The organism is Aeromonas sp. s6 (assembly GCF_040907815.1).
GTDB classification, from domain to species: domain Bacteria; phylum Pseudomonadota; class Gammaproteobacteria; order Enterobacterales; family Aeromonadaceae; genus Aeromonas; species Aeromonas caviae.
Genome location: NZ_JBFOCN010000122.1, coordinates 220,122 through 241,834 on the forward strand (window position 1 = coordinate 220,122; position 21,713 = coordinate 241,834).

At 62.6% G+C, this 21,713-nt stretch carries 23 protein-coding genes; 13 read left to right on the forward strand and 10 right to left on the reverse strand.

What is annotated here, in order from left to right; genetic code table 11:
* Positions 1 to 26 precede the first annotated feature (26 nt).
* The 5 genes from AB5Y50_RS20140 to AB5Y50_RS20160 all read left to right on the forward strand — a co-directional run bounded on the left by AB5Y50_RS20140 (position 27) and on the right by AB5Y50_RS20160 (position 4,271).
* The gene (locus AB5Y50_RS20140; RefSeq protein WP_039041110.1) at positions 27 to 1,256 is read left to right on the forward strand and encodes a D-alanyl-D-alanine carboxypeptidase family protein; all 1,230 of its coding nucleotides are present in this window, start codon (positions 27 to 29) and stop codon (positions 1,254 to 1,256) included.
* A 279-nt stretch (positions 1,257 to 1,535) separates the two neighbouring features.
* Positions 1,536 to 1,799, forward strand: coding sequence for a DUF493 family protein YbeD (gene ybeD / locus AB5Y50_RS20145; protein WP_010673756.1), 264 nt, complete (start codon positions 1,536 to 1,538; stop codon positions 1,797 to 1,799).
* Between the two features lie 93 nt (positions 1,800 to 1,892).
* Entirely contained in the window at positions 1,893 to 2,585 is a 693-nt protein-coding gene (gene lipB / locus AB5Y50_RS20150) for a lipoyl(octanoyl) transferase LipB (RefSeq protein ID WP_010673755.1), read from the forward strand.
* Between the two features lie 85 nt (positions 2,586 to 2,670).
* On the forward strand, positions 2,671 to 3,636 hold the full coding sequence (gene lipA / locus AB5Y50_RS20155; protein ID WP_039041111.1) for a lipoyl synthase: 966 nt from the start codon (positions 2,671 to 2,673) through the stop codon (positions 3,634 to 3,636).
* Between the two features lie 146 nt (positions 3,637 to 3,782).
* The gene (locus tag AB5Y50_RS20160; protein ID WP_010673753.1) at positions 3,783 to 4,271 is read left to right on the forward strand and encodes a GNAT family N-acetyltransferase; all 489 of its coding nucleotides are present in this window, start codon (positions 3,783 to 3,785) and stop codon (positions 4,269 to 4,271) included.
* A 33-nt stretch (positions 4,272 to 4,304) separates the two neighbouring features.
* On the opposite strand, the gene nqrE is transcribed toward AB5Y50_RS20160, so the two are convergent.
* From nqrE to AB5Y50_RS20190, 6 genes are all read right to left on the reverse strand, one after another.
* Entirely contained in the window at positions 4,305 to 4,904 is a 600-nt protein-coding gene (gene nqrE / locus AB5Y50_RS20165) for an NADH:ubiquinone reductase (Na(+)-transporting) subunit E (RefSeq protein WP_052816016.1), read from the reverse strand.
* Between the two features lie 203 nt (positions 4,905 to 5,107).
* Positions 5,108 to 5,533 carry a hypothetical protein gene (locus tag AB5Y50_RS20170; protein ID WP_368163230.1) on the reverse strand — a complete coding sequence of 142 codons (426 nt, stop codon included), beginning with the start codon at positions 5,531 to 5,533 and terminating at the stop codon, positions 5,108 to 5,110.
* Between the two features lie 174 nt (positions 5,534 to 5,707).
* The gene (locus tag AB5Y50_RS20175) at positions 5,708 to 6,211 is read right to left on the reverse strand and encodes a GNAT family N-acetyltransferase (protein ID WP_264818455.1); all 504 of its coding nucleotides are present in this window, start codon (positions 6,209 to 6,211) and stop codon (positions 5,708 to 5,710) included.
* A 39-nt stretch (positions 6,212 to 6,250) separates the two neighbouring features.
* Entirely contained in the window at positions 6,251 to 7,432 is a 1,182-nt protein-coding gene (locus AB5Y50_RS20180; protein WP_180911427.1) for a MerR family transcriptional regulator, read from the reverse strand.
* Positions 7,433 to 7,583: 151 nt separating this feature from the next.
* A complete protein-coding gene (gene recJ / locus AB5Y50_RS20185) occupies positions 7,584 to 9,314 on the reverse strand; it encodes a single-stranded-DNA-specific exonuclease RecJ (RefSeq protein WP_180911426.1) in 1,731 nt (576 codons plus the stop codon).
* Positions 9,280 to 9,984: a disulfide isomerase DsbC N-terminal domain-containing protein gene (locus AB5Y50_RS20190; RefSeq protein WP_180911425.1), complete on the reverse strand. Its 705-nt coding sequence runs from the start codon at positions 9,982 to 9,984 to the stop codon at positions 9,280 to 9,282. Before AB5Y50_RS20190 ends, recJ begins: the two co-directional genes overlap by 35 nt.
* A 260-nt stretch (positions 9,985 to 10,244) precedes the next feature.
* Here AB5Y50_RS20190 and mscL point away from each other — a divergent pair, with 260 nt between their 5' ends.
* On the forward strand, positions 10,245 to 10,655 hold the full coding sequence (gene mscL / locus AB5Y50_RS20195) for a large-conductance mechanosensitive channel protein MscL (RefSeq protein WP_010673746.1): 411 nt from the start codon (positions 10,245 to 10,247) through the stop codon (positions 10,653 to 10,655).
* A gap of 73 nt (positions 10,656 to 10,728) precedes the next feature.
* On the opposite strand, the gene xerD is transcribed toward mscL, so the two are convergent.
* A complete protein-coding gene (gene xerD / locus AB5Y50_RS20200; RefSeq protein WP_042014490.1) occupies positions 10,729 to 11,628 on the reverse strand; it encodes a site-specific tyrosine recombinase XerD in 900 nt (299 codons plus the stop codon).
* A gap of 183 nt (positions 11,629 to 11,811) precedes the next feature.
* Here xerD and fldB point away from each other — a divergent pair, with 183 nt between their 5' ends.
* The 4 genes from fldB to AB5Y50_RS20220 all read left to right on the forward strand — a co-directional run bounded on the left by fldB (position 11,812) and on the right by AB5Y50_RS20220 (position 16,100).
* The gene (gene fldB, locus AB5Y50_RS20205) at positions 11,812 to 12,330 is read left to right on the forward strand and encodes a flavodoxin FldB (protein WP_045525638.1); all 519 of its coding nucleotides are present in this window, start codon (positions 11,812 to 11,814) and stop codon (positions 12,328 to 12,330) included.
* A 402-nt stretch (positions 12,331 to 12,732) separates the two neighbouring features.
* Positions 12,733 to 14,133 carry a TldD/PmbA family protein gene (locus AB5Y50_RS20210; protein ID WP_045525639.1) on the forward strand — a complete coding sequence of 467 codons (1,401 nt, stop codon included), beginning with the start codon at positions 12,733 to 12,735 and terminating at the stop codon, positions 14,131 to 14,133.
* A 106-nt stretch (positions 14,134 to 14,239) separates the two neighbouring features.
* Entirely contained in the window at positions 14,240 to 15,580 is a 1,341-nt protein-coding gene (locus AB5Y50_RS20215; protein ID WP_180911424.1) for a TldD/PmbA family protein, read from the forward strand.
* Between the two features lie 142 nt (positions 15,581 to 15,722).
* Positions 15,723 to 16,100: a VOC family protein gene (locus AB5Y50_RS20220; RefSeq protein WP_010673739.1), complete on the forward strand. Its 378-nt coding sequence runs from the start codon at positions 15,723 to 15,725 to the stop codon at positions 16,098 to 16,100.
* 71 nt (positions 16,101 to 16,171) lie between these two features.
* On the opposite strand, the gene AB5Y50_RS20225 is transcribed toward AB5Y50_RS20220, so the two are convergent.
* Positions 16,172 to 17,098, reverse strand: coding sequence for a L,D-transpeptidase family protein (locus AB5Y50_RS20225; RefSeq protein ID WP_041212511.1), 927 nt, complete (start codon positions 17,096 to 17,098; stop codon positions 16,172 to 16,174).
* A gap of 443 nt (positions 17,099 to 17,541) precedes the next feature.
* Between AB5Y50_RS20225 and yegQ the strand changes: the two genes are divergently transcribed.
* Together yegQ and AB5Y50_RS20235 are read left to right on the forward strand one after the other, a co-directional pair.
* Entirely contained in the window at positions 17,542 to 18,906 is a 1,365-nt protein-coding gene (gene yegQ, locus AB5Y50_RS20230) for a tRNA 5-hydroxyuridine modification protein YegQ (RefSeq protein ID WP_010675357.1), read from the forward strand.
* A 1-nt stretch (position 18,907) separates the two neighbouring features.
* On the forward strand, positions 18,908 to 19,156 hold the full coding sequence (locus tag AB5Y50_RS20235) for a YfhL family 4Fe-4S dicluster ferredoxin (RefSeq protein WP_010675358.1): 249 nt from the start codon (positions 18,908 to 18,910) through the stop codon (positions 19,154 to 19,156).
* Positions 19,157 to 19,457: 301 nt separating this feature from the next.
* Here the strand turns inward: AB5Y50_RS20235 and AB5Y50_RS20240 are convergent, their stop codons facing one another.
* Positions 19,458 to 19,850 carry a DUF1090 domain-containing protein gene (locus tag AB5Y50_RS20240; protein WP_039041125.1) on the reverse strand — a complete coding sequence of 131 codons (393 nt, stop codon included), beginning with the start codon at positions 19,848 to 19,850 and terminating at the stop codon, positions 19,458 to 19,460.
* A 160-nt stretch (positions 19,851 to 20,010) separates the two neighbouring features.
* Here AB5Y50_RS20240 and AB5Y50_RS20245 point away from each other — a divergent pair, with 160 nt between their 5' ends.
* Positions 20,011 to 20,364, forward strand: a complete 354-nt coding sequence (locus AB5Y50_RS20245) for a DsrE/DsrF/TusD sulfur relay family protein (protein ID WP_180911423.1) — start codon at positions 20,011 to 20,013, stop codon at positions 20,362 to 20,364.
* Between the two features lie 3 nt (positions 20,365 to 20,367).
* Here the strand turns inward: AB5Y50_RS20245 and AB5Y50_RS20250 are convergent, their stop codons facing one another.
* Positions 20,368 to 21,579, reverse strand: a complete 1,212-nt coding sequence (locus tag AB5Y50_RS20250) for an MFS transporter (RefSeq protein WP_180911422.1) — start codon at positions 21,577 to 21,579, stop codon at positions 20,368 to 20,370.
* Between the last annotated feature and the right edge of the window lie 134 nt (positions 21,580 to 21,713).

The following is a 21,713-nucleotide window of genomic DNA, read 5'->3' on the forward strand; positions in this document are numbered from 1 at the left end:
CCCATCCAGGCACCAGGAATTTCAAGATGTCCAAATTTGCCCGCTCCGTTATTCTGGCCTCCCTGTTAAGCGCCACCGCTCAGGCCAACCAGCCTGTTCCGACCCCGGATTCGGCCCTGCCGAGTGCCCAGCCGGTCCCCACTTTGAACAGCGCCCCCATGGTGGTGCCTGCCGCGCCCGAGATCTCCGCCAAGGCCCACATTCTGATCGACTACTTCTCCGGCCAGGTGCTGGCCGAGCAGAACGCCGACGAGCGTCTGCCCCCCGCCAGCCTGACCAAGATGATGACCTCCTACATCGTCGGCGACGAGCTGCACAAGGGGAACATCAAGGGCACCGACATGGTGACCATCAGCCAGAACGCCTGGTCCAAGAACTACTCCGACTCCTCCAAGATGTTCATCGAGGTGGGCAAGCAGGTCTCCGTCGATGATCTGAACAAGGGCATCATCATCCAGTCCGGCAACGACGCCTGCGTCGCCATGGCCGAGCACCTCGCAGGCAGCACCGACTCCTTCGCCAGCCTGATGAACGCCTGGGCCGCCAAGCTCGGCATGAAGGACTCCCAGTTCAAGAACCCCCACGGCCTGGATGAAGAGGGCCACTACAGTACCGCCCGCGACATGGCCCGCCTGGGTCAGGCTCTGATCCACGATCAGCCGGAGGAGTACAAGATCTACTCCCAGAAGTCCTTCGTGTTCAACGGCATCACCCAGCACAACCGCAACCGCCTGCTGTGGGACCAATCCCTGCAGGTTGACGGCATCAAGACAGGCCACGTCAGCCAGGTAGGCTACAACCTGGTCTCTTCCGCCACCAACAACGAAGGCATGCGCCTGATCGCCGTGGTCATGGGGGCCAATAGCGAGGCCTCCCGCGCTGCCGAGAGCAAGAAGCTGCTCACCTACGGCTTCCGCTTCTTCCAGAGCCTGACCCCCTACAAGGCGGGCACCGAACTGGTCACCCAGAAGATCTGGATGGGCGACAAGTCTGAAGTGAAGCTGGGGGTCGACAAGGACGTCTCCGTGCTGGTCACCCGTGGCCAGGGCAACAACCTCAAGGCGGACTTCCAGCTGGAGAGCGAGCTGAAGGCGCCCCTGGCCAAGGGCCAGCGCGTCGGCACCGTGTACCTCAAGCAAGGGGACAAGGAGATCAAGCAGGTTCCCCTGGTTGCCCTGGAAGAGGTGCAGGAAGGTGGCCTGATGAGCCGCCTGTGGGATTACCTGGTGATGCTGGTCTCCAGCTGGTTCAAGTAACAGACCCTTCCTCAAGCAGCGGCGCCAACAGGCGCCGCTGCTGTCTTTTGCGGTCTGTCCAGTCAATAACCCTGTAATCTGCAGGTTCCGCCGACTGACGATTTGTGGTAAAAAGCAGCATTTCCACGTCTTGCCGCACCGCCGGGTCTTGATCCCGAGGCGGCTCATGCCCATATAGACTGGGAACTGCCCCCTGGGGGCAGATGAGGGGACCGTTTCGGCGGCCCTCAAAGACGTAAAGATGACGTCGCTTCCCGGCGACCCAGAAAGGTGAAGTAGATGAATACCAAGTTTGATGAACTGCTGGAGTTCCCCTGCAAGTTCCCGTTCAAGGTGCTTGGCGTGGCCGATCCCGCCCTGCCCGACATGGTGGTGGAAGTGCTGCAGCAACATGCTCCCGGCACCTACAGCCCGACCGTTCAACCGAGCTCCAAGGGCAACTATCACTCGGTACGGGTGACGGTCACCGCCCAGAGCAAGGAACACATCGAGGCCATGTATACCGCCCTTGGCAAGATCGAGCTGGTTCGTTACGTCCTGTAAGTTGCCTCTCTCGCCCCGCCACCGGGGCGACTGATTATTTGCCGCCCGGTCGCAGCGGCGACCATACCGACACCGCGCCGCCAGTGAGGAAAGATGTCACTCGAAACGCCCGCCGAGCCACAACCGTCAGCCGGCCAACTGCTCGTCAGACAGCTGGGCCGTCGCCCCTACCAGCCGGTGTGGGACGCCATGAAGGCGTTCACCGACAATCGCACCCCCGACACCCCGGACGAGTTCTGGGTGGTGGAGCATGACCCCGTCTACACCCAGGGTCAGGCCGGCAAGGCCGAACACCTGCTCGCCCCCGGCAACATCCCGGTGGTGCAAAGTGATCGCGGCGGCCAGGTGACCTATCACGGCCCGGGCCAGCTGGTGCTCTACGTGCTGGTGGATGTGCGCCGCAGCAAGCTCTCTGTACGGGAGCTGGTGACCTGCCTCGAAACCGCCATCATCAACACGCTCGCCAAAAGCAATATCGAGGCCTACGCCAAGGCCGATGCCCCGGGCGTCTACGTGAAGAGCGATCTGGGCATGGAGGCCAAGCTGGCGTCCCTGGGCTTGCGCATTCGCAAGGGGTGCTCGTTCCACGGGTTGGCTCTCAACGTCAACATGGACATGACCCCCTTCCTGCGCATCAATCCGTGCGGCTATGCGGGTATGGCCATGACCCAGACCAGCGCCCTGGGCGGCCCGCAGAGCGTCGCCGAGGCACAGTCCCTGCTGGTGACGGAGCTGGCCCGCCTGATTGGCTACCAAGAGATCACGAATACCGAAGAGGCGGCATGAGCAAGCCCATGCTGCCTAGCCATGAGGGCACAGAGATGACCCTGGTGGCTATCAACCAGACAATAACAAACACCGAGAGTGAATCATGAGCAAACCCGTTCGTATGGAGCCGGGCGTCAAGCTGCGCGATGGCGACAAGATGGCCCTGATCCCGGTGAAATTCATGCCGGATCCCAACGAGGAAGTGCTGCGCAAGCCGGAGTGGATGCGGATCAAGCTGCCGCCGTCGAGCCAGAAGATCGAGCACATCAAGAGCACCCTGCGCAAGAACAAGCTGCACTCTGTGTGTGAAGAGGCTTCCTGCCCCAACCTGGCGGAGTGCTTCAACCACGGCACCGCGACCTTCATGATCATGGGCGCCATCTGTACCCGCCGCTGCCCCTTCTGCGACGTGGCCCACGGCCGTCCGTTGCCGCTGGATCCGGAGGAGCCGAAGAAGCTGGCACTCACCATCAAGGAGATGAACCTCAAGTACGTGGTGATCACCTCGGTGGACCGCGACGATCTGCGGGACGGCGGTGCCCAGCACTTCGCCGACTGCATCCGCGAGATCCGCGAGCACAGCCCCCAGACCCGCATCGAGATCCTGACCCCGGACTTCCGTGGCCGGATGGAGCAGGCGCTGGAGGTGTTCCGCGAGACCCCGCCTGACGTCTTCAACCACAACCTGGAAACCGCCCCGCGCATGTACCGGGTTGCCCGTCCGGGCGCCGACTACAAGTGGTCCCTGGAGCTGCTGCGCCGCATCAAGGAGATGCACCCCCACGTGCCGACCAAGTCCGGTCTGATGATGGGCCTTGGCGAGACCAACGAGGAGATCGTCGAGGTACTCAAGGATCTGCGCGAGCACGGCGTCAACATGCTGACCCTGGGCCAGTATCTGCAACCGAGCCGCCACCACCTGCCGGTGAAGCGTTATGTGCCGCCCGCAGAGTTCGACGAACTCAAGGATGTGGCCATGGATCTCGGCTTCAGCCACGCCGCCTGCGGTCCCTTCGTGCGTTCCTCCTACCACGCAGACCTGCAAGCCAAGGGGGAAGAGGTCAAATAAGCCTCTTTTCCTGCTGGCAGAAAAAAGAGCGCCTCTGGGCGCTCTTTTTTTTATCGCCGTCACCTCGCAGGCAGCGGTTGTCCCTTTGTGATTGGCGCCGTTCTGGCGTAACGTGGCCACTCCCCTTCTCTGGAGTGCTGTGCCGGATGCCGACTCTCACCGTTCGCCTGATCCCCCTGCGTGACGCAGACTTTCCCGCCTATCGCGACTACTTCATCGAGGATTACGCCCAGGATCTTGCCAGCAACCACGGGATGGCGCTGCCTGACGCCCACCGTCAGGCCGACGCCTCGTTGCAGCAGCTCCTGCCACTGGGTGTCGCCACCCCGGGTCATCACCTGCTCGCCATGGTACCTGAAGCCTCGAACGCGCCGGGCGAGCCTCTGGGCTATCTCTGGCACGCCATCGACGGCGCCGCCGGCACCACCTTCATCTACGACTTCTATGTGACACCGCCCCATCGTGGTCGCGGCCTCGGCAAGGCAGCCATGGCCGCCCTGGAAGCGCAGCTCGCCCCCCTAGGCATCCACCAGATCAAGCTGAGGGTGGCCCATGACAACCCGAGGGCACTGGCGCTCTATCAGGCGCTGGGCTTCACCATCACCGGCTACAACATGGCAAAGCGTCTGGATTGAGCACCTTCATTGGGCCACCACCCGGCCCATGGCTCAGAGCGAGATGCCGGAAAAGGACATGAAGCCGAGGGACATCAGCCCGGCCACGATGAAGGTAATGCCGATACCCCGCAGCCCCTCGGGCACATCCGAATACTTCATCTTCTGGCGCAATCCCGCAATGGCGACGATGGCCAGCAGCCAGCCCAGCCCTGAGCCCGCCCCGTACACCACGGATTCGATGAAGTCGTAATCCCGCTGGGCCATGAACATTACCCCGCCGAAGATGGCGCAATGCACCGTCAGCAGCGGCAGATAGATGCCGAGCGCGTGATGGAGCGCCGGGAAATGTTTGTCCAGCACCATCTCCATCACCTGCACCAGGGCCGCCAGCACCCCGATATAGACGATGAAATCGAGAAAGCCCAGATCAAACTCGCCGAGGAAGGTACTCTCGGGACGCAGGATATGGCGGTAGATCAGGTTGTTGAGGGGGATGGCGATCACCATGACCGCCAGCACCGTCATGCCCAAACCGAAGGCGGTGTTGATGTTTTTCGAGACGGCCAGAAAGGTGCACATGCCAAGGAAGAAGGCCAGCGCCAGGTTTTCCACAAAGATCGACTGGATGAAGAGATTGACGTAATAGTCCATGAATGAGTTCACCACTTGGTTGCAATAAGAGCACGTCCGCGCCCGGCCAACGGCCAGTCGCGAAGATGACGTCACGGATGACGTTTACAGAGAGAGCTGGCGCAGCACCCGGTAATGACCACGGCAGCCGCCAGACTGCCGAGCAGCCCGGTCAGCGGTACTCAATGACGGGGATCAAACGGGCGGGCGCCCGGCTGGTGAACCTAGTCGCCCTGGCAGAAGCGATATTGCAGGTGGTGGCAGCGAAGCCGCCGTGTGTGCAGAGCGCCGAAGTAGTCGGGCCGCTGCCTGAGATAGATGAGAGGCAGGAAAAACAGCAGGCCGCAGAGCAGGCCGAGGATCTCGTGCTGGAACCAGGCCAGCAGAATCTGGTAGAGCTCGGCATGAGCGGCCCCTTCCAGTCGCCGTCCCTGCTCGAAACCGAGCCGCCACTGGGAGGCGGGCGGCAGGCTGACGTTGTCGGCAAGCCCCGGGTTCGCTGGCTCATGGAACAGCATCGGCCGCTCCTGCCCTTGCGTCTCCATTCCCCTAGTTGCAGCGACCCCTGCCGCCGCCGCAGCGGCAAGCCAGAGAAGGCAGGCGATGGCAAGCACCATCGGCCATGACGAGGGGCGGCGAGAGGATGACAAGGGAGCTGTCCGTCAAGAAAAATTACAGGTGGAATATATCACAATACCGTCACTTATTGCATTTTCCACCATGAGATATTAACAGGAGCGATATTAAACACCGCCTCATTCCCTAAAACCGGCAAGGTTGCACCACCTTGAGAAAGCGACTTTCATCTTCCTCAAGGTGAGGGCTCACCCCTGCACAAAGGCCGGGTGATAGCACACTTCACCACTGGGCATGGCAGCGCCGAACGAGCGTGTCATGAAGTACTCGGGCGGCACGCCGGGCAGAGTCAACCCCGGCTCGGGCACGAAACCGAAACGGCCGTAGAAGCCGGGATCCCCCAGCACCACGCAGCCAGCCGCTCCCATCCCCTTGAGCTCGGCCAGACCCGCGTCCATCAGCCGTGACCCCAGCCCCTTGCCGTGCAGCGCAGGAGAGACCGAAATGGGACCAAGGCCATACCAGTGCGGGCTGCCATCGCTGATGGTGACCGGCGAGAAGCAAAGGTGGCCGACCACCCGCCCCTCCAGCTCCGCCACCAGCGACAGGCTGAGTGCCCCGGCCTGGCGCAGGTCACGCACGATCAGCTGTTCGTTGTGATCGGTATGGGGGGCATTGAGGAACGCGGCCACGGTCAGCGCTTCAATGGCGTCGTGATCGGCGCCTGTTTCGGGCCGAATGATGATGTTCATAGGTTTTCTCCGTTTGCTCTCTTTCAATGGATGACCTGATCAGACTGCCTGCAGGCAGCAGATCACATAGCCATAGCTGCCCAGGTGTTGGCGGTGGATGGCCACTTCCCGGCTCAAGTCCTGCCAGGCTGGGCTATCCCCCAGCTCGGCACTGTGGCGCGCCAGATTGCGCTCGATGGGATCCAGATAGTTGTCCCAGGCCCTTTGCGGCAACTCGGTGTGCCACAGGCAGCGATAACCCGCCTCCTGCACCGTTTTGAGCAGGCCCGCCAGGGCCTGCATGGCGGGATAATCCCGCTGCCAGAACGCCAGCGCCTCCTCTGGCGGCGTGTCCGTCAGCCACACCAGGTCGCTCAGCACCAGGCAGGCATTAGGATCGGCAAGGTACGCCCGCCAGGCTTTGAGCGCATTGGCCACCCCTATGGTGTAGGCGCTCCCCTCGGCCCAGATGAGATCGGCGGGGGCCAGGTCTGCCGGCAGCGCCGCCATGTTGGCGCACAGGGTAGTGACCTGACTCAGCCCCGCCGCGCTGGCCGATCTCGCCACGGCGGCCAGCGCCTCCTCGTCCAGATCGATGGCCACGATGGTGGCGTCCGTCACCTGTGCCAGCGCCAGAGTGGCGGCGCCACGCCCACAGCCCATGTCGAGGATCCGACGAGGCTGGCTGGGCAGCGCGGCAAATTGCTGCTGGGTGAAGAGGCTATCGCCCGGCCCCCAATAGCTCATGCCATCCAGCAGCAGCTTGAAATCCCGGATGTAACGTTCATGTTCATTCATGTCTTTGCTGAGCCACTGCAGGTGGTAACGCTCTTTTTCACTGAATCCCTGCTTCATCACCCAGGCAAAGTAAGCCTGCGGGGCTTGATGCTGCAGTTGCCGCTGCCAGGCCTTGAACTCGTCGCCGGAGTGCGCACGCAAACCGGAGAGATCCGCCAGCAGATCCCGGGCGCGTTGCATCCGCGCCAGCTCTTCATCCAGCTCCCTGACCCGGGCTTCCAGTGTCGCCTGCTCCAGCTCGCCCGCCAGACAGGCGAGGCACTGCTTGAGGCTGAGGCCACCGGCCTGCAGGGCCTGTACCATCCGCAGCCGCTGCAGATCGTCATCGTCGTAGTGGCGATAGCCGTTGGCGCCCCTCGTGCCCGCAATCACCCCCAGTTTCTCGTAATAGAGCAGGGTGGAACGGGCCAGGCCGCAGCGCCGGGCCAGTTCGGATATTTTCATGACAACGACTCGCAGTGGGGTCCGTGACCCGATGAAGGGAAGCTTAAACTGTGAAGCAATAGACGGGTCAACGACAACATCCGGGTTCACACCATAAAAAAACGGCCACCCTGAGGTGGCCGTCATCGGCAGCAAGAGAGACTCGCGGGAATCAGAGACCGGCGGCTTCCAGATGCTCCACCAACAACTGCACGCTGCGGTTGCCACGCCACTCGTTGACGTCGAGCCGGTAGACCAGCCGCACCCGCTTCACCGAGGCATCGGGCCAGCGCTGCAAGTCGACGCCAAAGGCGATGGCATCCACCGCGTGGCCGGAATCCGTGGTCAGCATCATCTTGAGGTGCTTCTCCCCCACCAGCCGCTGCTGTACCAGCACGAACTCGCCGTCAAACAGCGGCTCGGGGAAGGCCTGACCCCAGGGGCCGGAGGCGCGGATCAGCTCCGCCAGCTCGAGGGTGAGCTCGTCCGGCAGCAGCTCGCCGTCGGTGAGCAGCACCCCGGTCAAGAGCTCAGGGGTCACCAGCTCGCCGATGACCGCCTCAAAAGCCCGCCCGAAGGCCTCGATATTGGCCTTGGGCAGGGTCAACCCGGCCGCCATGGCGTGGCCGCCAAACTTGCCCATCAAGCCGGGGTGGCGGGTATCGAGCAGTTCCAGCGCATCGCGCAGGTGCACCCCCGGGATGGAGCGCCCGGAGCCCTTGAGCTCGGTCTCGCTGCTCTCGGCAAAAGCGATGACCGGGCGGTAGTACTTCTCCTTCACCTTGGAGGCCACCAGCCCCACCACCCCCTGATGCCACTCGTTTCGGTGCAGCACGATGCCGGAGGGCACCTCGCCGTCACGAAAACGGATCTGCTCCAGGGTGGCGAGCGCCTCCTGCTGCATCCCCTGCTCGATCTCCTTGCGCTCCTGGTTGAGGCTGTCCATTTCGGAGGCGAACTGGCGCGCCAGATTGATGTCGTCACAGAGCAGACAGGCGACCCCGAGGGACATGTCATCGAGCCGGCCCACCGCGTTGAGGCGCGGCCCCAGCGCAAAGCCGAGATCGGCAGCGCACAGGCGACGCCCGTCGCGGCCCGACACGTCCACCAACGCCTGGATGCCGGGGCGACAACGGCCGGCCCGGATCCGCTGCAACCCCTGATGGACCAGGATGCGGTTGTTGCCATCCAGCGCCACCACGTCGGCCACGGTGCCGAGGGCCACCAGATCGAGGTAATCAGCCACGTTGGGGGCGCGCAGCCCCTGGCGCTCATACCAGCCGCTCTGGCGCAGATGGGTGTTGAGGGCCGCCATCAGATAGAAGGCGACCCCGACCCCGGCCAGCGACTTGGAGGGGAAGTTGCAGCCATGCTGGTTGGGGTTCACTATCGCGTCGGCGTCAGGCAGCTCCTGACCCGGCAAATGGTGATCGGTAACCAGTACCTGCATGCCGGCCGCCTTGGCCGCCGCCACCCCGGCGATGCTGGAGATCCCGTTGTCCACCGTGATCAGGAACTCGGCGCCGCGGGCCACCGCCAGCTCGACGATCTCCGGGGTGAGGCCATAGCCGAACTCGAAACGGTTGGGCACCAGAAAATCGATGTGGTGCCCCCCCATGGCGCGCAAGGCCAGCACGCACAGCGCCGAGCTGGTGGCGCCGTCGCAGTCGAAGTCACCGACGATGAGAATGCGTTTTTGCGCCGTCAGCGCCTCGGCCAGCAGCGGCACCGCCTGCGCCATGCCGAACAGGCGCTGGGGCGGCAGCAGCTGGTTGGCACTGCGCTCCAGCAGGGCAGGGTCTTCGACCCCGCGGCTGGCGAAGATTTGACGAAGCAACGGGTGCAGGGTGGCGGGCAGATGAGAATCATCAACTCGCGGACGACGACGGATTAGCAGGGGCATTGATGTGATCCAGTATCTTGAGCAGTTGTTCAGGGCTCTGATAACCGCGCACCAGGTCGCCATTGGGCAGGACCCAGCTCGGTGACGCCTTGATCCCGAGCCATTGGCTCAGGCCGATATGATGGGCAAGGATCGCATTACAGCCGCTCTCAGGCAAACGATCGCTGAAGTTGAGTTCGCGCAGCAGCCCGGGATCGCACCAGCTAGCCTGATCCGAGGCGGCGACAGGCGCAGGCAGCAGTTGCACGCTCACGCCCCTCGCCTGCAAACGGGGCAACTCCTCCAGCGCGATGCGACAAGGACCGCAGGCGAGATCGGTAAACAGGGTGAGGCGGTGGCGTTCAGGGGTGGCCTTGAGCCAGAGCCGGGCCTCCCCTATCTGGGAGAGCGCCAGCCTGCGTTGCTGCTGCTGGCTGAGCCGGGTGAGGTTTCTCATGTCGTGGGCCAGATCCAGCATGGAGCCCTGCAGCACATAGTCTCCCCTGGCATCGCTGTAGAGCAGTCCCTGGGCCGTGCCCAGCAGATAGAGGCCCGGCATGGGGGTCTCGTCCACCAGGTAGACCTGCACACCGAGGCGCTGCTCTATGGTCTGTTTCAACACATGGGGGTCCATCCCCGCGCTGGCCGCAAAAGCGCACAGCAGCATCATTCCCAGCAGTAAATATTGCATCAGCTCATTCACTTGGCATGATTGAAGGGTCTCATAAGGTAACCCAGACAATTCCCTCTCCCAAAGACCTTAATTAGTGATCGATTAATAATCGTCCGCAAGAAAAAATCACGGGATGACAGGTTGCCAATCGGGCTTGAGCCCCGCAAGCTAATCAGGACGACGGGAGACATCTTTAGTCATCCCTCTGTTATGCTGATGTTTTATTATTCAAATCGACGTGCGCTCAGGTGGCACGTTGTCCATTTCTAGGGGGAAAAATGAGTCTGATTCAAGAGTTCAAGGCCTTTGCATCCAGGGGCAATGTGATCGACATGGCGGTCGGTATCATCATAGGTGCCGCCTTTGGCAAGATTGTCTCCTCCTTCGTGGGAGACGTGATCATGCCCCCCATCGGGCTGATCCTGGGGGGCGTGGATTTCAGCGATCTCGCCGTGACCCTGAAGGCCGCCGAAGGGGATGCCCCTGCCGTGGTCATCGCCTACGGCAAGTTCATCCAGACCTGTATCGACTTCCTGATCATCTCCTTCGCCATCTTCATGGGGCTCAAGGCCATCAACACCCTGAAGAAGAAGCAGGAAGAGGAAGCCGCTGCCCCGGCCGGCCCCACCAAGGATCAGGAGCTGCTGACCGAGATCCGCGACTTGCTGAAATCCCAGCAGGGGAAATAACCGTTTCCTCCCTGTCGTGTGCTGAAAAAAAACCGCCTTCGGGCGGTTTTTTGTTGCAAGGCCGGTGAGGCGATCAGGCTCTGGGGTGGTGCTGGCCGTGCAGTGCCTTGAGCCGCTCGTTGGCCACGTGGGTATAGATCTGAGTGGTGGAGAGATCCGCGTGGCCCAGCAGCATCTGCACCACTCGCAGATCGGCGCCGTGATTGAGCAGGTGGGTGGCGAAGGCGTGACGCAGGGTGTGGGGGGAGAGTTCCCCCCTGATGCCGGCTCTCAGGGCATAGAGCTTGATGCGGTGCCAGAAGGTCTGGCGGGTCATCATCCGGGCCCGCTTGGAGGGGAACACCACGTCCGAGCTGGTGCCACCCAGCAGCAGGGTGCGCCCCTCCCGGTAGTAGCGCTCCAGCCAGTGCACCGCCTCCTCCCCCATGGGCACCAGGCGCTCCTTGTTGCCCTTGCCCACCACTCGCACCAGCCCCTGGCGCAGGCTGACGTGTTCGGCGGTCAGCCCCACCAGCTCGGACACCCGCAGCCCGGTGGCGTAGAGCAGCTCGAGCATCGCCTTGTCCCGCAGCTCCAGCGGATCGTCCACCAGGGGGGCTTGCAGCAGCGCCTCCACCTCGGCTTCGCTCAGATCCGATGGCAGCTTTTTGGGGAGCTTTGGCCCCTCCAGCAGCACGGTGGGATCGTCGCTGCGCAGCTTCTCGCGATTGAGGTACTGGTAGAAGCGGCGCAGGGCCGAGAGGAAACGGGCCGTGCTGCTGGCCGCGAACTGATGGTCCACCCGCCAGGCGAGGTAGTGCTGGATGTCGTCCAGCCCCGCCAGCAGCAGGGAACCGCCTTGCTCATCGAGCCAGAGGGCAAATTTTTCCAGGTCGGTGCGATAGGAGCTGACCGTGTTGTCGGAGAGCCCCCGCTCAAGCCAGAGGGCGTCGAGAAACGGCTCTATCAGGGGATGGGATTCTGCTTTGCTCATGGTGCGCCGCGCTCAGGGAAACAGGTCGCCATTGTAACGTGCCGACCCACCCGGGCCGCAAGGCAAGGCTGCACATCCCCTCAGGCGGTGAAGAGCCCGGCGCAATCTGCTAGACTGGCGCCCTCCCCCCGGGCGCCGCTGTGCCGGTCACGCCCCTTGCCGACTGCGATCAAGAGAAGAGCGATGAAGATAGGTTTGTTTTATGGCTCCACCACATGCTACACCGAGATGGCCGCCGAGAAGATCCGCGCCCTCATCGGCCCCGAGCTGGTCGATCTCCACAACATCAAGGATGTGCCCCTCGCCCGCATGCAGGAGTACGACATCCTGATCCTGGGCATCTCCACCTGGGATTTCGGCGAGCTGCAGGAGGACTGGGAGTCTCGCTGGGAAGACATCGCCGACCTGCATCTGGAGGGACGCATCATCGCCCTGTTTGGCATGGGCGATCAGCTGGGCTATGGGGAGTGGTATCAGGATGCCCTCGGCCTGCTGCACGATCAGCTGGTCCCCAAGGAGGTCAAGCTGGTGGGCTACTGGCCCAACGAGGGGTACGAGTTTGACGCCTCCAAGGCGCTGATCGACGATGGCCGCCACTTCGTCGGGCTGGCCCTCGATGACGCCAACCAGTACGACCAGACCGAGTCCCGTATCGAGCAGTGGGTCGACCAGATCCTCAGCGAGATCCACGAACTGCTCTGACCCTGGCCGCCTAGATGTTCGACGACGCCAGCCAATGGACGACCAGACCGACCCCGCCTCGAGCAGTGGGTCGACCAGATCCTGAGCGAGATCCACGAACTGCTCTGACCCTGGCCGCCTAGATGTTCGACGACGCCAGCCAATGGACGACCAGATCGACCCCGCATCGAGCAGTGGGTCGACCTCATATCAAGCGAGCGCCATGAGCGGCGCCAACCTCCCCTGTCGGTAGCCTGCGCTCGGGCTGCCGGGCGCATAAATCGCACCGATTTTCTCGTTCGGTATCATCGGCTGACGCTATAGCGACTTTTTGCTTCTGGTCTGCAACAATGAGGTCGACACCCCATAACAACACAACGCCGGGTGTCGGAAGCAAACGGACAGACCAGAAAAGGATATTCTATGACTTCATTCTCCCTGTTGGCCCCCGCCATCGCCCGCGACGTGCTCGATCACGCGCTGGCGCTGGGTGCCGACTTCGCCGAGCTGTTTGTGGAGCGCAAGCGCCGCAGCCAGCTCAGCCTGCTCTCCAGCCAGATAGAGAACATCAGCGGTGGTCTCGACTTCGGTATCGGCGTTCGCCTGTGCTACGGCCACAAGGTGCTCTACGGCTACACCAACCTGGCCGATCGCAACGAGCTCTTGCGTATCGTTACCCTGCTGGCGGCCAAGGACAGGCGTGACCCCGTGGTCACCGCCACCGCCTTTGACTTCACCCGCCTGACCGACCGTAACCCGATCGCTCTGCCGCTGTCGGCCGACAAGCTGCTGGAGCAGAAGATCGCCTACCTGCATGCCATGGACGCTGCGGCCCGCGCCGAGAGCGACAAGGTGAGCCAGTTCTCGGGCAACGTGCTCGGCTGGGAGCAGGAGGTGGAGATCTTCAACAGCGAAGGGGTGCAGGTGAGCGATCGCCGCCACTACAACCGCATCATGGCCCAGACCATCGCCCTGGATGGGGGCGAGCAGAGCGTAGGTTATGAAGCCCCCGGTGCCATGAAGGGATGGGAGCATGCCGAGAGCATCGATCCCCGCGAGCTGGCTCTCACCGCCACCCGCCAGGCACTGGTGAAGCTGGGAGCCGCCCCCTGCCCGAGCGGCAAGCTGCCGGTCATCATGGAGAGCGGCTTTGGCGGCGTCATCTTCCACGAGGCGTGCGGTCACCTGCTGGAGACCACCTCGGTGGCCAAGAAGGCATCCGTGTTCCACGACAAGATGGGCCAGCTCATCGCCAACCCCGCGGTCAGCGCGGTGGACGAGGGCTTGCAGGGCAACGCCTGGGGCTCCATCAACGTCGATGACGAGGGAATGGCGACCCAGCACACCCAGCTCATCAAGGACGGCGTGCTGACCGGCTTCCTGGTGGACAGAATGGGGGCCCTTCGCACCGGCTACGCCCGCACCGGTTCCGGGCGCCGGGAATCCTACAAGTTCGCCCCTGCCTCCCGCATGCGCAACACCTATATCGAACCGGGCAACTACAGCCTCGACGACATGCTGGCAACCGTGGAGCACGGCATCTATGCCAAGCGGATGGGGGGGGGCTCTGTGCAGCCCGGTACCGGCGAGTTCAACTTCAACGTGCAGGAGGCCTACCTCATCGAGGGGGGCAGGATCACCCGGCCCCTCAAGTCGGCCACCCTGATCGGCACCGGCCCGCAGGTATTGAAGGAGATCTCCATGGTGGGGCGCGATCTGGCCCTCTCCGCCGGCATGTGCGGCTCGGTTTCCGGATCCATTCCCGCCTCGGTCGGCCAGCCGCCGCTCAAGGTTGACAGCATTCTGGTCGGAGGGAACGCCTGATGAACACCCATGACACTCTATGCGGTTCCATCTCCCGCCTCATTCGCGTTTCAGTCGGCCAGCCGCCGCTCAAGGTTGACAATATCCTGGTCGGAGGGAACGCCTGATGAGCCAACTCGACATGAACCAACTGCTTGCCCGTCTGCTGGACCAGGTCGCCGATCTGGGTGCCGAGGCAGACGTCATCGCCAATCAGGAGAAGGCCTTCTCCCTCAAGGCCGACAAGGGTGAACTCAGTGAATACAAGGTCACCAGCAGCCAGCAGATCGGCATTCGCCTCATCAAGGAAGGCAGGGTCGGCATCGCCTATTCCGAGTCCCTCGACGCGTCGGCCCTGGACGCCATGGTGCAGGATGCGCTCGATGCGAGCCGCTTCGCCAAGGTGGACCCGGATCAGCGCATCACAGTGCAGCAGAGCAGGCTCATCACCGACTGCGCCGAGATACATCAGGCCGACACCACGGCGGTGGAAGAGAAGATCGCCCTGACCCTGCGCCTCGAGTCCGACATCCTGGCCCTGCCGGACGTGACCGGCGCCCCCTACAACGGCTTCTTCGAGGGGGAGAGCCGCCTCTGGCTTGCCAACAGCCAGGGCAGCCTCTGCGAACATCAGGAGTTCAGCGTAGGCTGCCACAGCTCCGCTCTCATCGAGCGGGAGGGCCGCCAGTCCATGCACTACCAGGGACAGTACGCACGGCGCTTCGACGAGTTGGAGAGCCAACCTCTCATCCGCCAGATCCACGCCGTGGCCGATGGCCTGCTGATGGGTGAGGCGGTGCCGAGCGGTCGCTACAGCGTCATCTTCAGCACCCACTGCTTTGCCAGCCTGTTTGGCTGCTTCCAGTCCGCCCTGTCTGGCAAGTGGGCCCAGCAGGGGATCAACCCCTGGCGCGACAAGCTGGGCCAAAGCGTGGCTTCTCGCTGGCTCACCCTGGAGAGTCGTGCCTATATGCCGGGGGGCATGAAGATCAAGGCGTTTGACGGCGAAGGGGCCGCCACTTCGGACCTCCTGCTCATCGGCGAGGGGGAGCTCAAGACCCTGCTGCACAACAGCGCCACCGCCCGCCACTTCGGCGTGACGAGCAACGGTGCAGCCGCCCGCAGTGCCCGTAGTGCCCTGGACGTGGCCCCTCGTCACCTGGTGTTCGGGCTCGGCCCCCACGGCGAGGCCGAGGTACAAAGCGGTGAGTACCTGGAGCTGGTCAAGCTGGACGGCCTGCATTCCGGGGCCGATGCGGTAAGCGGTGACTTCTCGTTCGGCGCCTCCGGCTTCCTCTGCCGAAATGGCGAGCGCGTGGCGCCGGTACGCGGCATCACGGTGGCGGGCAACTTCTATCGTCTGCTCGGGGAGCTGGAAGCGGTCGGCAACCAGCTGCACCACGACGATGGCAAGGACTTCTATGCCCCGCTGATCCGCTTTGGCGGGCTCAGCATTGCCGGCAAATAAGAGGGGGAGCCTTACTCGGCTCTTCCCCCTTCAAGCGGCGCCATCAGGCGCCGCTTTTTTTATCCATGGCGCCCCCAGACGGCCACTTCTAACCTCAAAGAGCCACCGACCGCGTTGGCCGGGAACTCTGGAGAATACGACGATGGACAACACCCTGGTCTGGGCCGATATTCCGACACGGGATCTGGATCGCGCCATGGACTTCTACTCGGCCCTGCTCGATGTGCAGGTCACCCCCATCCAGGAAGAGACCATGCGCTTTGCCATGCTGCGCCACGACGGCAGCAACGCGGCGGCCTGTCTCGGCCCCATGGACAAATATCACCAGCCCGGCGGTGCCGGTCCCCTCATCTATCTCTCCCTCGGTGACAGGCTGCAGGAGGCGGAGCTGCTGGTCCCCCGGCTCGGCGGGCGGGTGCTCGAACCCCTGCACAGCATCGGCAGTGGTCATGGATCCCGGGTCATCATCGAGGATACCGAAGGCAACTGGCTGGCCCTCTATGCCCCACCAGCCAGTTGACATCCGGATATGCAGAAACAACAACGGCGACCTGATGGTCGCCGTTGTTGTTTAACTGCACTTGCCGGCCATTACGCCTCTGGATTGAGGCGGGTCGGGATGCCGGTACGCTGTTCCAGCACCTGCTTGACCACGTTGGAATCGCTGTCAGCGTGGGCGATGAAGCGGGTGGTAGCCGGGGTCATGGGCAGCGGCACGGAGGCGGTGGAGTTGAACTCTTCCTCGGTGCGCGACAGCGGCTCGTGCACTTCCATGTAGCGACCGCCATCCGGCTCGACCGTGGTCTTGACCGGCTGGTTGACGAACTGGACGCGGGTGCCGACCGGCACGTGATCGAACAGGTACTTGATGTCGTCGGCGCGCAGGCGCACGCAGCCGCTGCTCACCCGCAGACCGATGCCGAAGGTGGCGTTGGTGCCGTGGATGGCGTACAGGTTGCCGATGTAGAGCGCGTGCAGGCCCATGGGGTTGTCCGGGCCGGCCGGCCAGACCGCGGGCAGGGTCTTGCCCTGGGCGGCGTAGCGGCGACGGATATTCTCGGTCGGGGTCCAAGTCGGGTTGGCACGCTTGCGCTCAACCTTGGTGATCCAGTTCTCCGGGGTGTTGACCCCGAGCTGGCCGATGCCGATGGGCAGCACATGCACCACGTTCTTGCCCTTCGGGTAGTAGTAGAGACGCATCTCCGCCACGTTGATGACGATCCCTTCGCGGGGAGCGTTGGGCAGGATCAGCTGATGGGGAATGATCAGCGTGCTGCCCGCCTTGGGCAAGTAGGGGTCGACGCCGGGGTTGGCTTCCATGATGTTGGTCAGACCCAGCTGGAAGTCGGAGGCGATCTGCTCCAGCGGACGGTTGTCTGCGGGCACCACGTATTCCTGGTTCTCACCGATCAGGCGGCTGTTGGCTGCAGGCAGCTGGTATTCAACGGCGGCGGCCTGCTGGCTGACCAGCGCCAGCGTACATAAAAGAGCCGAAGCGGCAATGCGAAGGGGATTCATAAAATTCCTGTATGGTTTCCTGTTCCTGTGGGCCTTTGCCCTGCTCATCATCGGTCTCTTGTGGGCCCGTCACCGGGGACCAACAACCGAGCGCGCATTCTTTCCCGAGCAGGGCAAAATTTCAACTTGGAGATGGTCTTTTTCGCCGAAAAGATCCATTTCACAGCCAACTCAGGGGCATCTTTCACCCCTTGCACTCTAGCAACCCCAGTCTGAGCGTAAAATGAACATGGCGCAGGCATGCCAAGGCCGTCCCAAATTGCATGACGAGGCGGTCACGAGTACAATCTCGCACCCCGTATATCCGGAGTATCGAGTCACCTCCTGCTCCGATGTACCCCCATCGGATGGCCGTGCGTCGAAGACGGTCGCGCCACCGATGAACCCACACGACGCCATCAGGTGGCGCCGTCCTGATTTGCAATCAGATAAAAGAGTCCAACATGTTCAGACCAGAATTGCTCTCCCCTGCCGGGACCCTCAAGAACATGCGCTACGCCTATGCCTATGGCGCAGACGCCGTCTATGCGGGCCAGCCGCGCTACAGCCTGCGGGTGCGCAACAACGAATTCGATCACGAGAATCTTCAGCTCGGCATCAACGAGGCCCATGCCCTCGGCAAGCAGTTCTATGTGGTGGCCAACATCCAGCCCCACAACTCCAAGCTCAAGACCTTCATCCGCGACATGCGCCCCGTGGTGGATATGAAGCCGGATGCACTCATCATGTCCGACCCCGGCCTCATCATGATGATGCGCGAAGCCTTCCCCGACATGCCTATCCACCTCTCGGTGCAGGCCAACGCGGTCAACTGGGCCACGGTGAAGTTCTGGCATCAGATGGGCCTGACCCGTGCCATCCTCTCCCGCGAGCTGTCTCTCGACGAGATCGAGGAGATCCGCATGCAGGTGCCGGAGATGGAACTGGAAGTCTTCGTCCACGGGGCGCTGTGCATGGCCTACTCCGGCCGCTGCCTGCTCTCCGGCTACATCAACAAGCGTGACCCCAATCAGGGCACCTGCACCAACTCCTGCCGCTGGGAGTACAAGGTGCACGAGGGCAAGGAAGATGACGTGGGCCAGATCGTCCACCGCCAGGAGCCCATCGCCGTGCAAAAGGTGGATCCGACCCTGGGCGCAGGCAAGCCGACCGATGCCCTGGTGCTGCTGGAAGAGTCCAACCGCCCGGGCGAGTTCATGACCGCGTTTGAAGACGAGCACGGCACCTACATCATGAACTCCAAGGATCTGCGCGCCGTCGAGCACGTCGAGCGCCTGACCAAAATGGGCGTTCATTCGCTGAAAATCGAAGGCCGTACCAAGTCCTTCTACTACTGCGCCCGTACCGCCCAGGTCTATCGCAAGGCCATCGACGATGCGGTGGCTGGCCGTCCATTCGATCCGACCCTGATGGGCACCCTCGAGAACCTGGCCCACCGCGGCTACACCGAGGGCTTCCTGCGCCGTCACAACCACAGCGAATACCAGAACTACGACTACGGTTACTCCGTCTCCGACACCCAGCAGTTCGTCGGCGAGATCACAGGTCGCAACGGTGACATGGTCGAAGTCGAGGTGAAGAACAAGTTCCTGCTGGGCAACAGCCTGGAGCTGATGACCCCCCAGGGCAACCTCAGCTTCAACCTGGAGCAGATGCAGAACCGCAAGGGCGAGCTCATCGACACCGCACCGGGTAACGGCCACGTGGTCTACGTGCCGGTTCCCAAGGAGATCGACGTGAATTACGGCATCCTGCTGCGCAATCTCGGCGAGCGAGAGGATACCCGTCAACCTCACTCGGCGGCCTGAGATGGCACTGCTCATCACCGACAAGTGCATCAACTGTGACATGTGCGATCCGGAGTGTCCGAACCAGGCCATCACCCTGGGGAGCAAGATCTACGAGATAGACCCGGATCGCTGCACCGAATGCGTCGGCCACTATGAGAAGCCTACCTGCATCAGCGTCTGCCCCATCGATTGCATCATCTGGGATCCCGCCCATGTGGAGACCGAAGATCAGCTGATGGAGAAATTCGTGCGGATGCACAGGCAGTAACGCCTGCATCAGCGTCTGTGCCCCTTGTACGGCATCCTCCTGGATCCCGTCCATAGGGTGGAAACCGGAGATCAGCGGATGGAGAAGTTCGTGCGGATGCACAGGCAGTAACGCCTGCATCAGCGTCTGCCCTATCGACTGCATCCTCCGGGATCCCGTCCATAGGGTGGAAACCGAAGATCAGTTGATGGAGAAGTTCGTGCGGATGCACAGGCAGTCAGCGTCTGACACTCGCGGGTGTATTATCCAGAAATAGAAAAAGCCGGGCATGCCCGGCTTTTTCTATTGCGCTGCCCTTCCCTCAGGGTTTGACCAGTTTTTGCAGCGCCTCGAGTTCGCGCTGGGCTTCCAGCAACTCGGCCTGGGACTCCTCCAGTTTGGACTGCTTCTTGGCAATCTTGTCCGGCTTGCCCGATACCCGTGCGCTCTGCAACTCGGCCAGCCGCTCTTCCACTTCTTCCCTCTGCTTGACTACCTTGCGTTGCTGCTCCTCAAGGAGCCCGGCATCGGTACAATGGGCCTCCAGGTTGCGCAGTGCCCGCTCAAGGCCGGCTACCTGCTCCTGGTTGTTGTGCGCCCTGGCGAACGCAAGCTGATCCGTCACGGCCTGCTGTCTGGCCTTACAGCCGATGTTTTCACTACCATAGGCTTGTCCGGCCAACAACAATAAGCCTATTCCGGCGATCTTCCACATAACAACCTCTTTGTTCTGTCATACTGGATGGACGTCCATGAGACCTGACTCCCTGTGTGAGGTCAAGACACACGGGGCCGGGCTACGACAGAGTGTGCTCTGCATCATGCCGGGCCGCTTTCGCCGAGGCTACAATGGCCCTTTCAATCAGGAGAGCCACATGACCCAACACATTCTCATCGTTGCCAACGGCGCCCCCTATGGCAGCGAGTCCCTGTTCAATGCCCTGCGCCTCGGCATCGCCCTCAAAGAGGAGGGAAAGGTAGACCTCAACCTCTTCCTGATGTCGGATGCCGTCACTGCTGCTCTGCCCGGGCAGGCTCCGGCCGAGGGCTACAACCTGCGCCAGATGCTGGAGATACTGCTGGCTCAGGGCACCCGGATCCGGCTTTGCAAGAGCTGCACCGATGCGCGCGGCATCACCCCGCTACCCCTTGTCGAGGGCATAGAGATAGGCACCCTCCCCTTGCTGGCCCAATGGACTCTGGCCGCCGACAAGGTGCTGACCTTCTAGCCGTCAGGGCCCGACCCGGACCAGCTCAGGGCGCGAGGTCCGGGTACTCAGACCATAGAGCATCAGGATCACCAGGCAGAGCAGCGCCATCAGGGCGTAAAGCCAGCTCCCGCCCCAGTGGGCCAGCACCCAGCCTCCCAGCAAGGCCCCCATGGCCACCCCGAGTCCGGAGATGGAGGCCGCCCCGAAATAGCTCCCCTTCAAATGACCAGGCGCCATCTGATCGATCAGCACATTGAGCAAGGGGAAGAGGATGCACTCCCCGACGCTCAAGAGGATCACCGCCACTATCCAGTGCCACCAGATGGCGGTATCCCCCAGCGCAAACTGCAACTGGGCGCCGAGAAAGAGCGCCACCCCGAGTTGCAGCTTGCGCCGCGTGGACCAGCGGGCAGTCAGGTGCAGCAGGGGGAACTGCAGCATCACTATGGTCAGCGCATTGGTCGTCACCAGCCAGCCGATGAGCCGCTCCACCTCCGGCGTCCCCGCGCGGGTCAGATACTGGATGAGGGGCGACTCGAACTGGGCGTAGACCAGCATAAGCAGCAGATTGGCCATGATCAGCAGCAGAAACCCCCTGTCCTGCCAGAGCACCCGCAGCACGGCACGCATGCCGGGCCCGGCCGCCTGGCTGGTGTGGCAACCCGCCAGCCTGAACCCGATGACAAAGACCATGCCAAGCAGCAGATAGCTGGCACTGAGCAACAGGAAGGTCTCCTGACGCGCGCTCAGGCCATAGGTGACGCCGAGCAGAGGACCGATGGCCGCCCCCAGGTTGAGCAGGAAATAACGCAGGTGCAGCGCCAGCTCACGGGCTTTGGGCTCGGCCAGATTGTCGGCCATCAGTGCCTTGCCCGGTGAGTCGATGAGTCCGTAGGAGAGTCCGCTGCCGATCACCCCGAGTGCCAGCCAGCCCACCTGGTGGGAGAGGCCGAGCAGGGCCACACTGGCGGCGGACACCAGGCAGCCGAACAGCAGGATGTTGCGCCGCCCCCATTTGTCCGAGAGCCAGCCGCCATAGAAGCTGACAAGCGTGGAAAGCGCCGCCGTGGCCCCCAGGATCAGGCCTATCAGGGTCGCCGAAAGTCCGTAGTCACGGTAGAGCAGGATGGAGAGAAAGGGCCAGACCATGAAGAAGGTGGTACGCACCATGAAAGTGCCCAGGATGACGATCCAGACCAGGGAAGGAAACTGCCTGAGGTAGGCCCATGACATGCTGCAATTCCTTTTGCCAACGAAGCGGGGTCGTCCCTTATATCAAGGGGCGCCAAAAGGAACAAGGAGACAATCTGCGCCATGCCGGGCGACAGGCACAAAAAAGCCGACCCAAGGGTCGGCTCTTTCACATA

Bases quoted from the DNA above. Each gene is read 5' to 3' on its own strand.
- AB5Y50_RS20245 (WP_180911423.1), top strand. From the start codon at position 20,011: ATGACCCAACACATTCTCATCGTTGCCAACGGCGCCCCCTATGGCAGC.
- AB5Y50_RS20225 (WP_041212511.1), bottom strand. From the start codon at position 17,098: ATGAATCCCCTTCGCATTGCCGCTTCGGCTCTTTTATGTACGCTGGCG.
- lipA (WP_039041111.1), top strand. From the start codon at position 2,671: ATGAGCAAACCCGTTCGTATGGAGCCGGGCGTCAAGCTGCGCGATGGC.
- AB5Y50_RS20180 (WP_180911427.1), bottom strand. From the start codon at position 7,432: ATGAAAATATCCGAACTGGCCCGGCGCTGCGGCCTGGCCCGTTCCACC.
- lipB (WP_010673755.1), top strand. From the start codon at position 1,893: ATGTCACTCGAAACGCCCGCCGAGCCACAACCGTCAGCCGGCCAACTG.
- mscL (WP_010673746.1), top strand. From the start codon at position 10,245: ATGAGTCTGATTCAAGAGTTCAAGGCCTTTGCATCCAGGGGCAATGTG.
- fldB (WP_045525638.1), top strand. From the start codon at position 11,812: ATGAAGATAGGTTTGTTTTATGGCTCCACCACATGCTACACCGAGATG.
- yegQ (WP_010675357.1), top strand. From the start codon at position 17,542: ATGTTCAGACCAGAATTGCTCTCCCCTGCCGGGACCCTCAAGAACATG.
- nqrE (WP_052816016.1), bottom strand. From the start codon at position 4,904: ATGGACTATTACGTCAATCTCTTCATCCAGTCGATCTTTGTGGAAAAC.
- AB5Y50_RS20235 (WP_010675358.1), top strand. From the start codon at position 18,908: ATGGCACTGCTCATCACCGACAAGTGCATCAACTGTGACATGTGCGAT.
- AB5Y50_RS20160 (WP_010673753.1), top strand. From the start codon at position 3,783: ATGCCGACTCTCACCGTTCGCCTGATCCCCCTGCGTGACGCAGACTTT.
- AB5Y50_RS20190 (WP_180911425.1), bottom strand. From the start codon at position 9,984: ATGCAATATTTACTGCTGGGAATGATGCTGCTGTGCGCTTTTGCGGCC.
- AB5Y50_RS20220 (WP_010673739.1), top strand. From the start codon at position 15,723: ATGGACAACACCCTGGTCTGGGCCGATATTCCGACACGGGATCTGGAT.
- AB5Y50_RS20140 (WP_039041110.1), top strand. From the start codon at position 27: ATGTCCAAATTTGCCCGCTCCGTTATTCTGGCCTCCCTGTTAAGCGCC.
- AB5Y50_RS20175 (WP_264818455.1), bottom strand. From the start codon at position 6,211: ATGAACATCATCATTCGGCCCGAAACAGGCGCCGATCACGACGCCATT.
- xerD (WP_042014490.1), bottom strand. From the start codon at position 11,628: ATGAGCAAAGCAGAATCCCATCCCCTGATAGAGCCGTTTCTCGACGCC.
- AB5Y50_RS20215 (WP_180911424.1), top strand. From the start codon at position 14,240: ATGAGCCAACTCGACATGAACCAACTGCTTGCCCGTCTGCTGGACCAG.
- ybeD (WP_010673756.1), top strand. From the start codon at position 1,536: ATGAATACCAAGTTTGATGAACTGCTGGAGTTCCCCTGCAAGTTCCCG.
- AB5Y50_RS20250 (WP_180911422.1), bottom strand. From the start codon at position 21,579: ATGTCATGGGCCTACCTCAGGCAGTTTCCTTCCCTGGTCTGGATCGTC.
- AB5Y50_RS20210 (WP_045525639.1), top strand. From the start codon at position 12,733: ATGACTTCATTCTCCCTGTTGGCCCCCGCCATCGCCCGCGACGTGCTC.
- AB5Y50_RS20240 (WP_039041125.1), bottom strand. From the start codon at position 19,850: ATGTGGAAGATCGCCGGAATAGGCTTATTGTTGTTGGCCGGACAAGCC.
- recJ (WP_180911426.1), bottom strand. From the start codon at position 9,314: ATGCCCCTGCTAATCCGTCGTCGTCCGCGAGTTGATGATTCTCATCTG.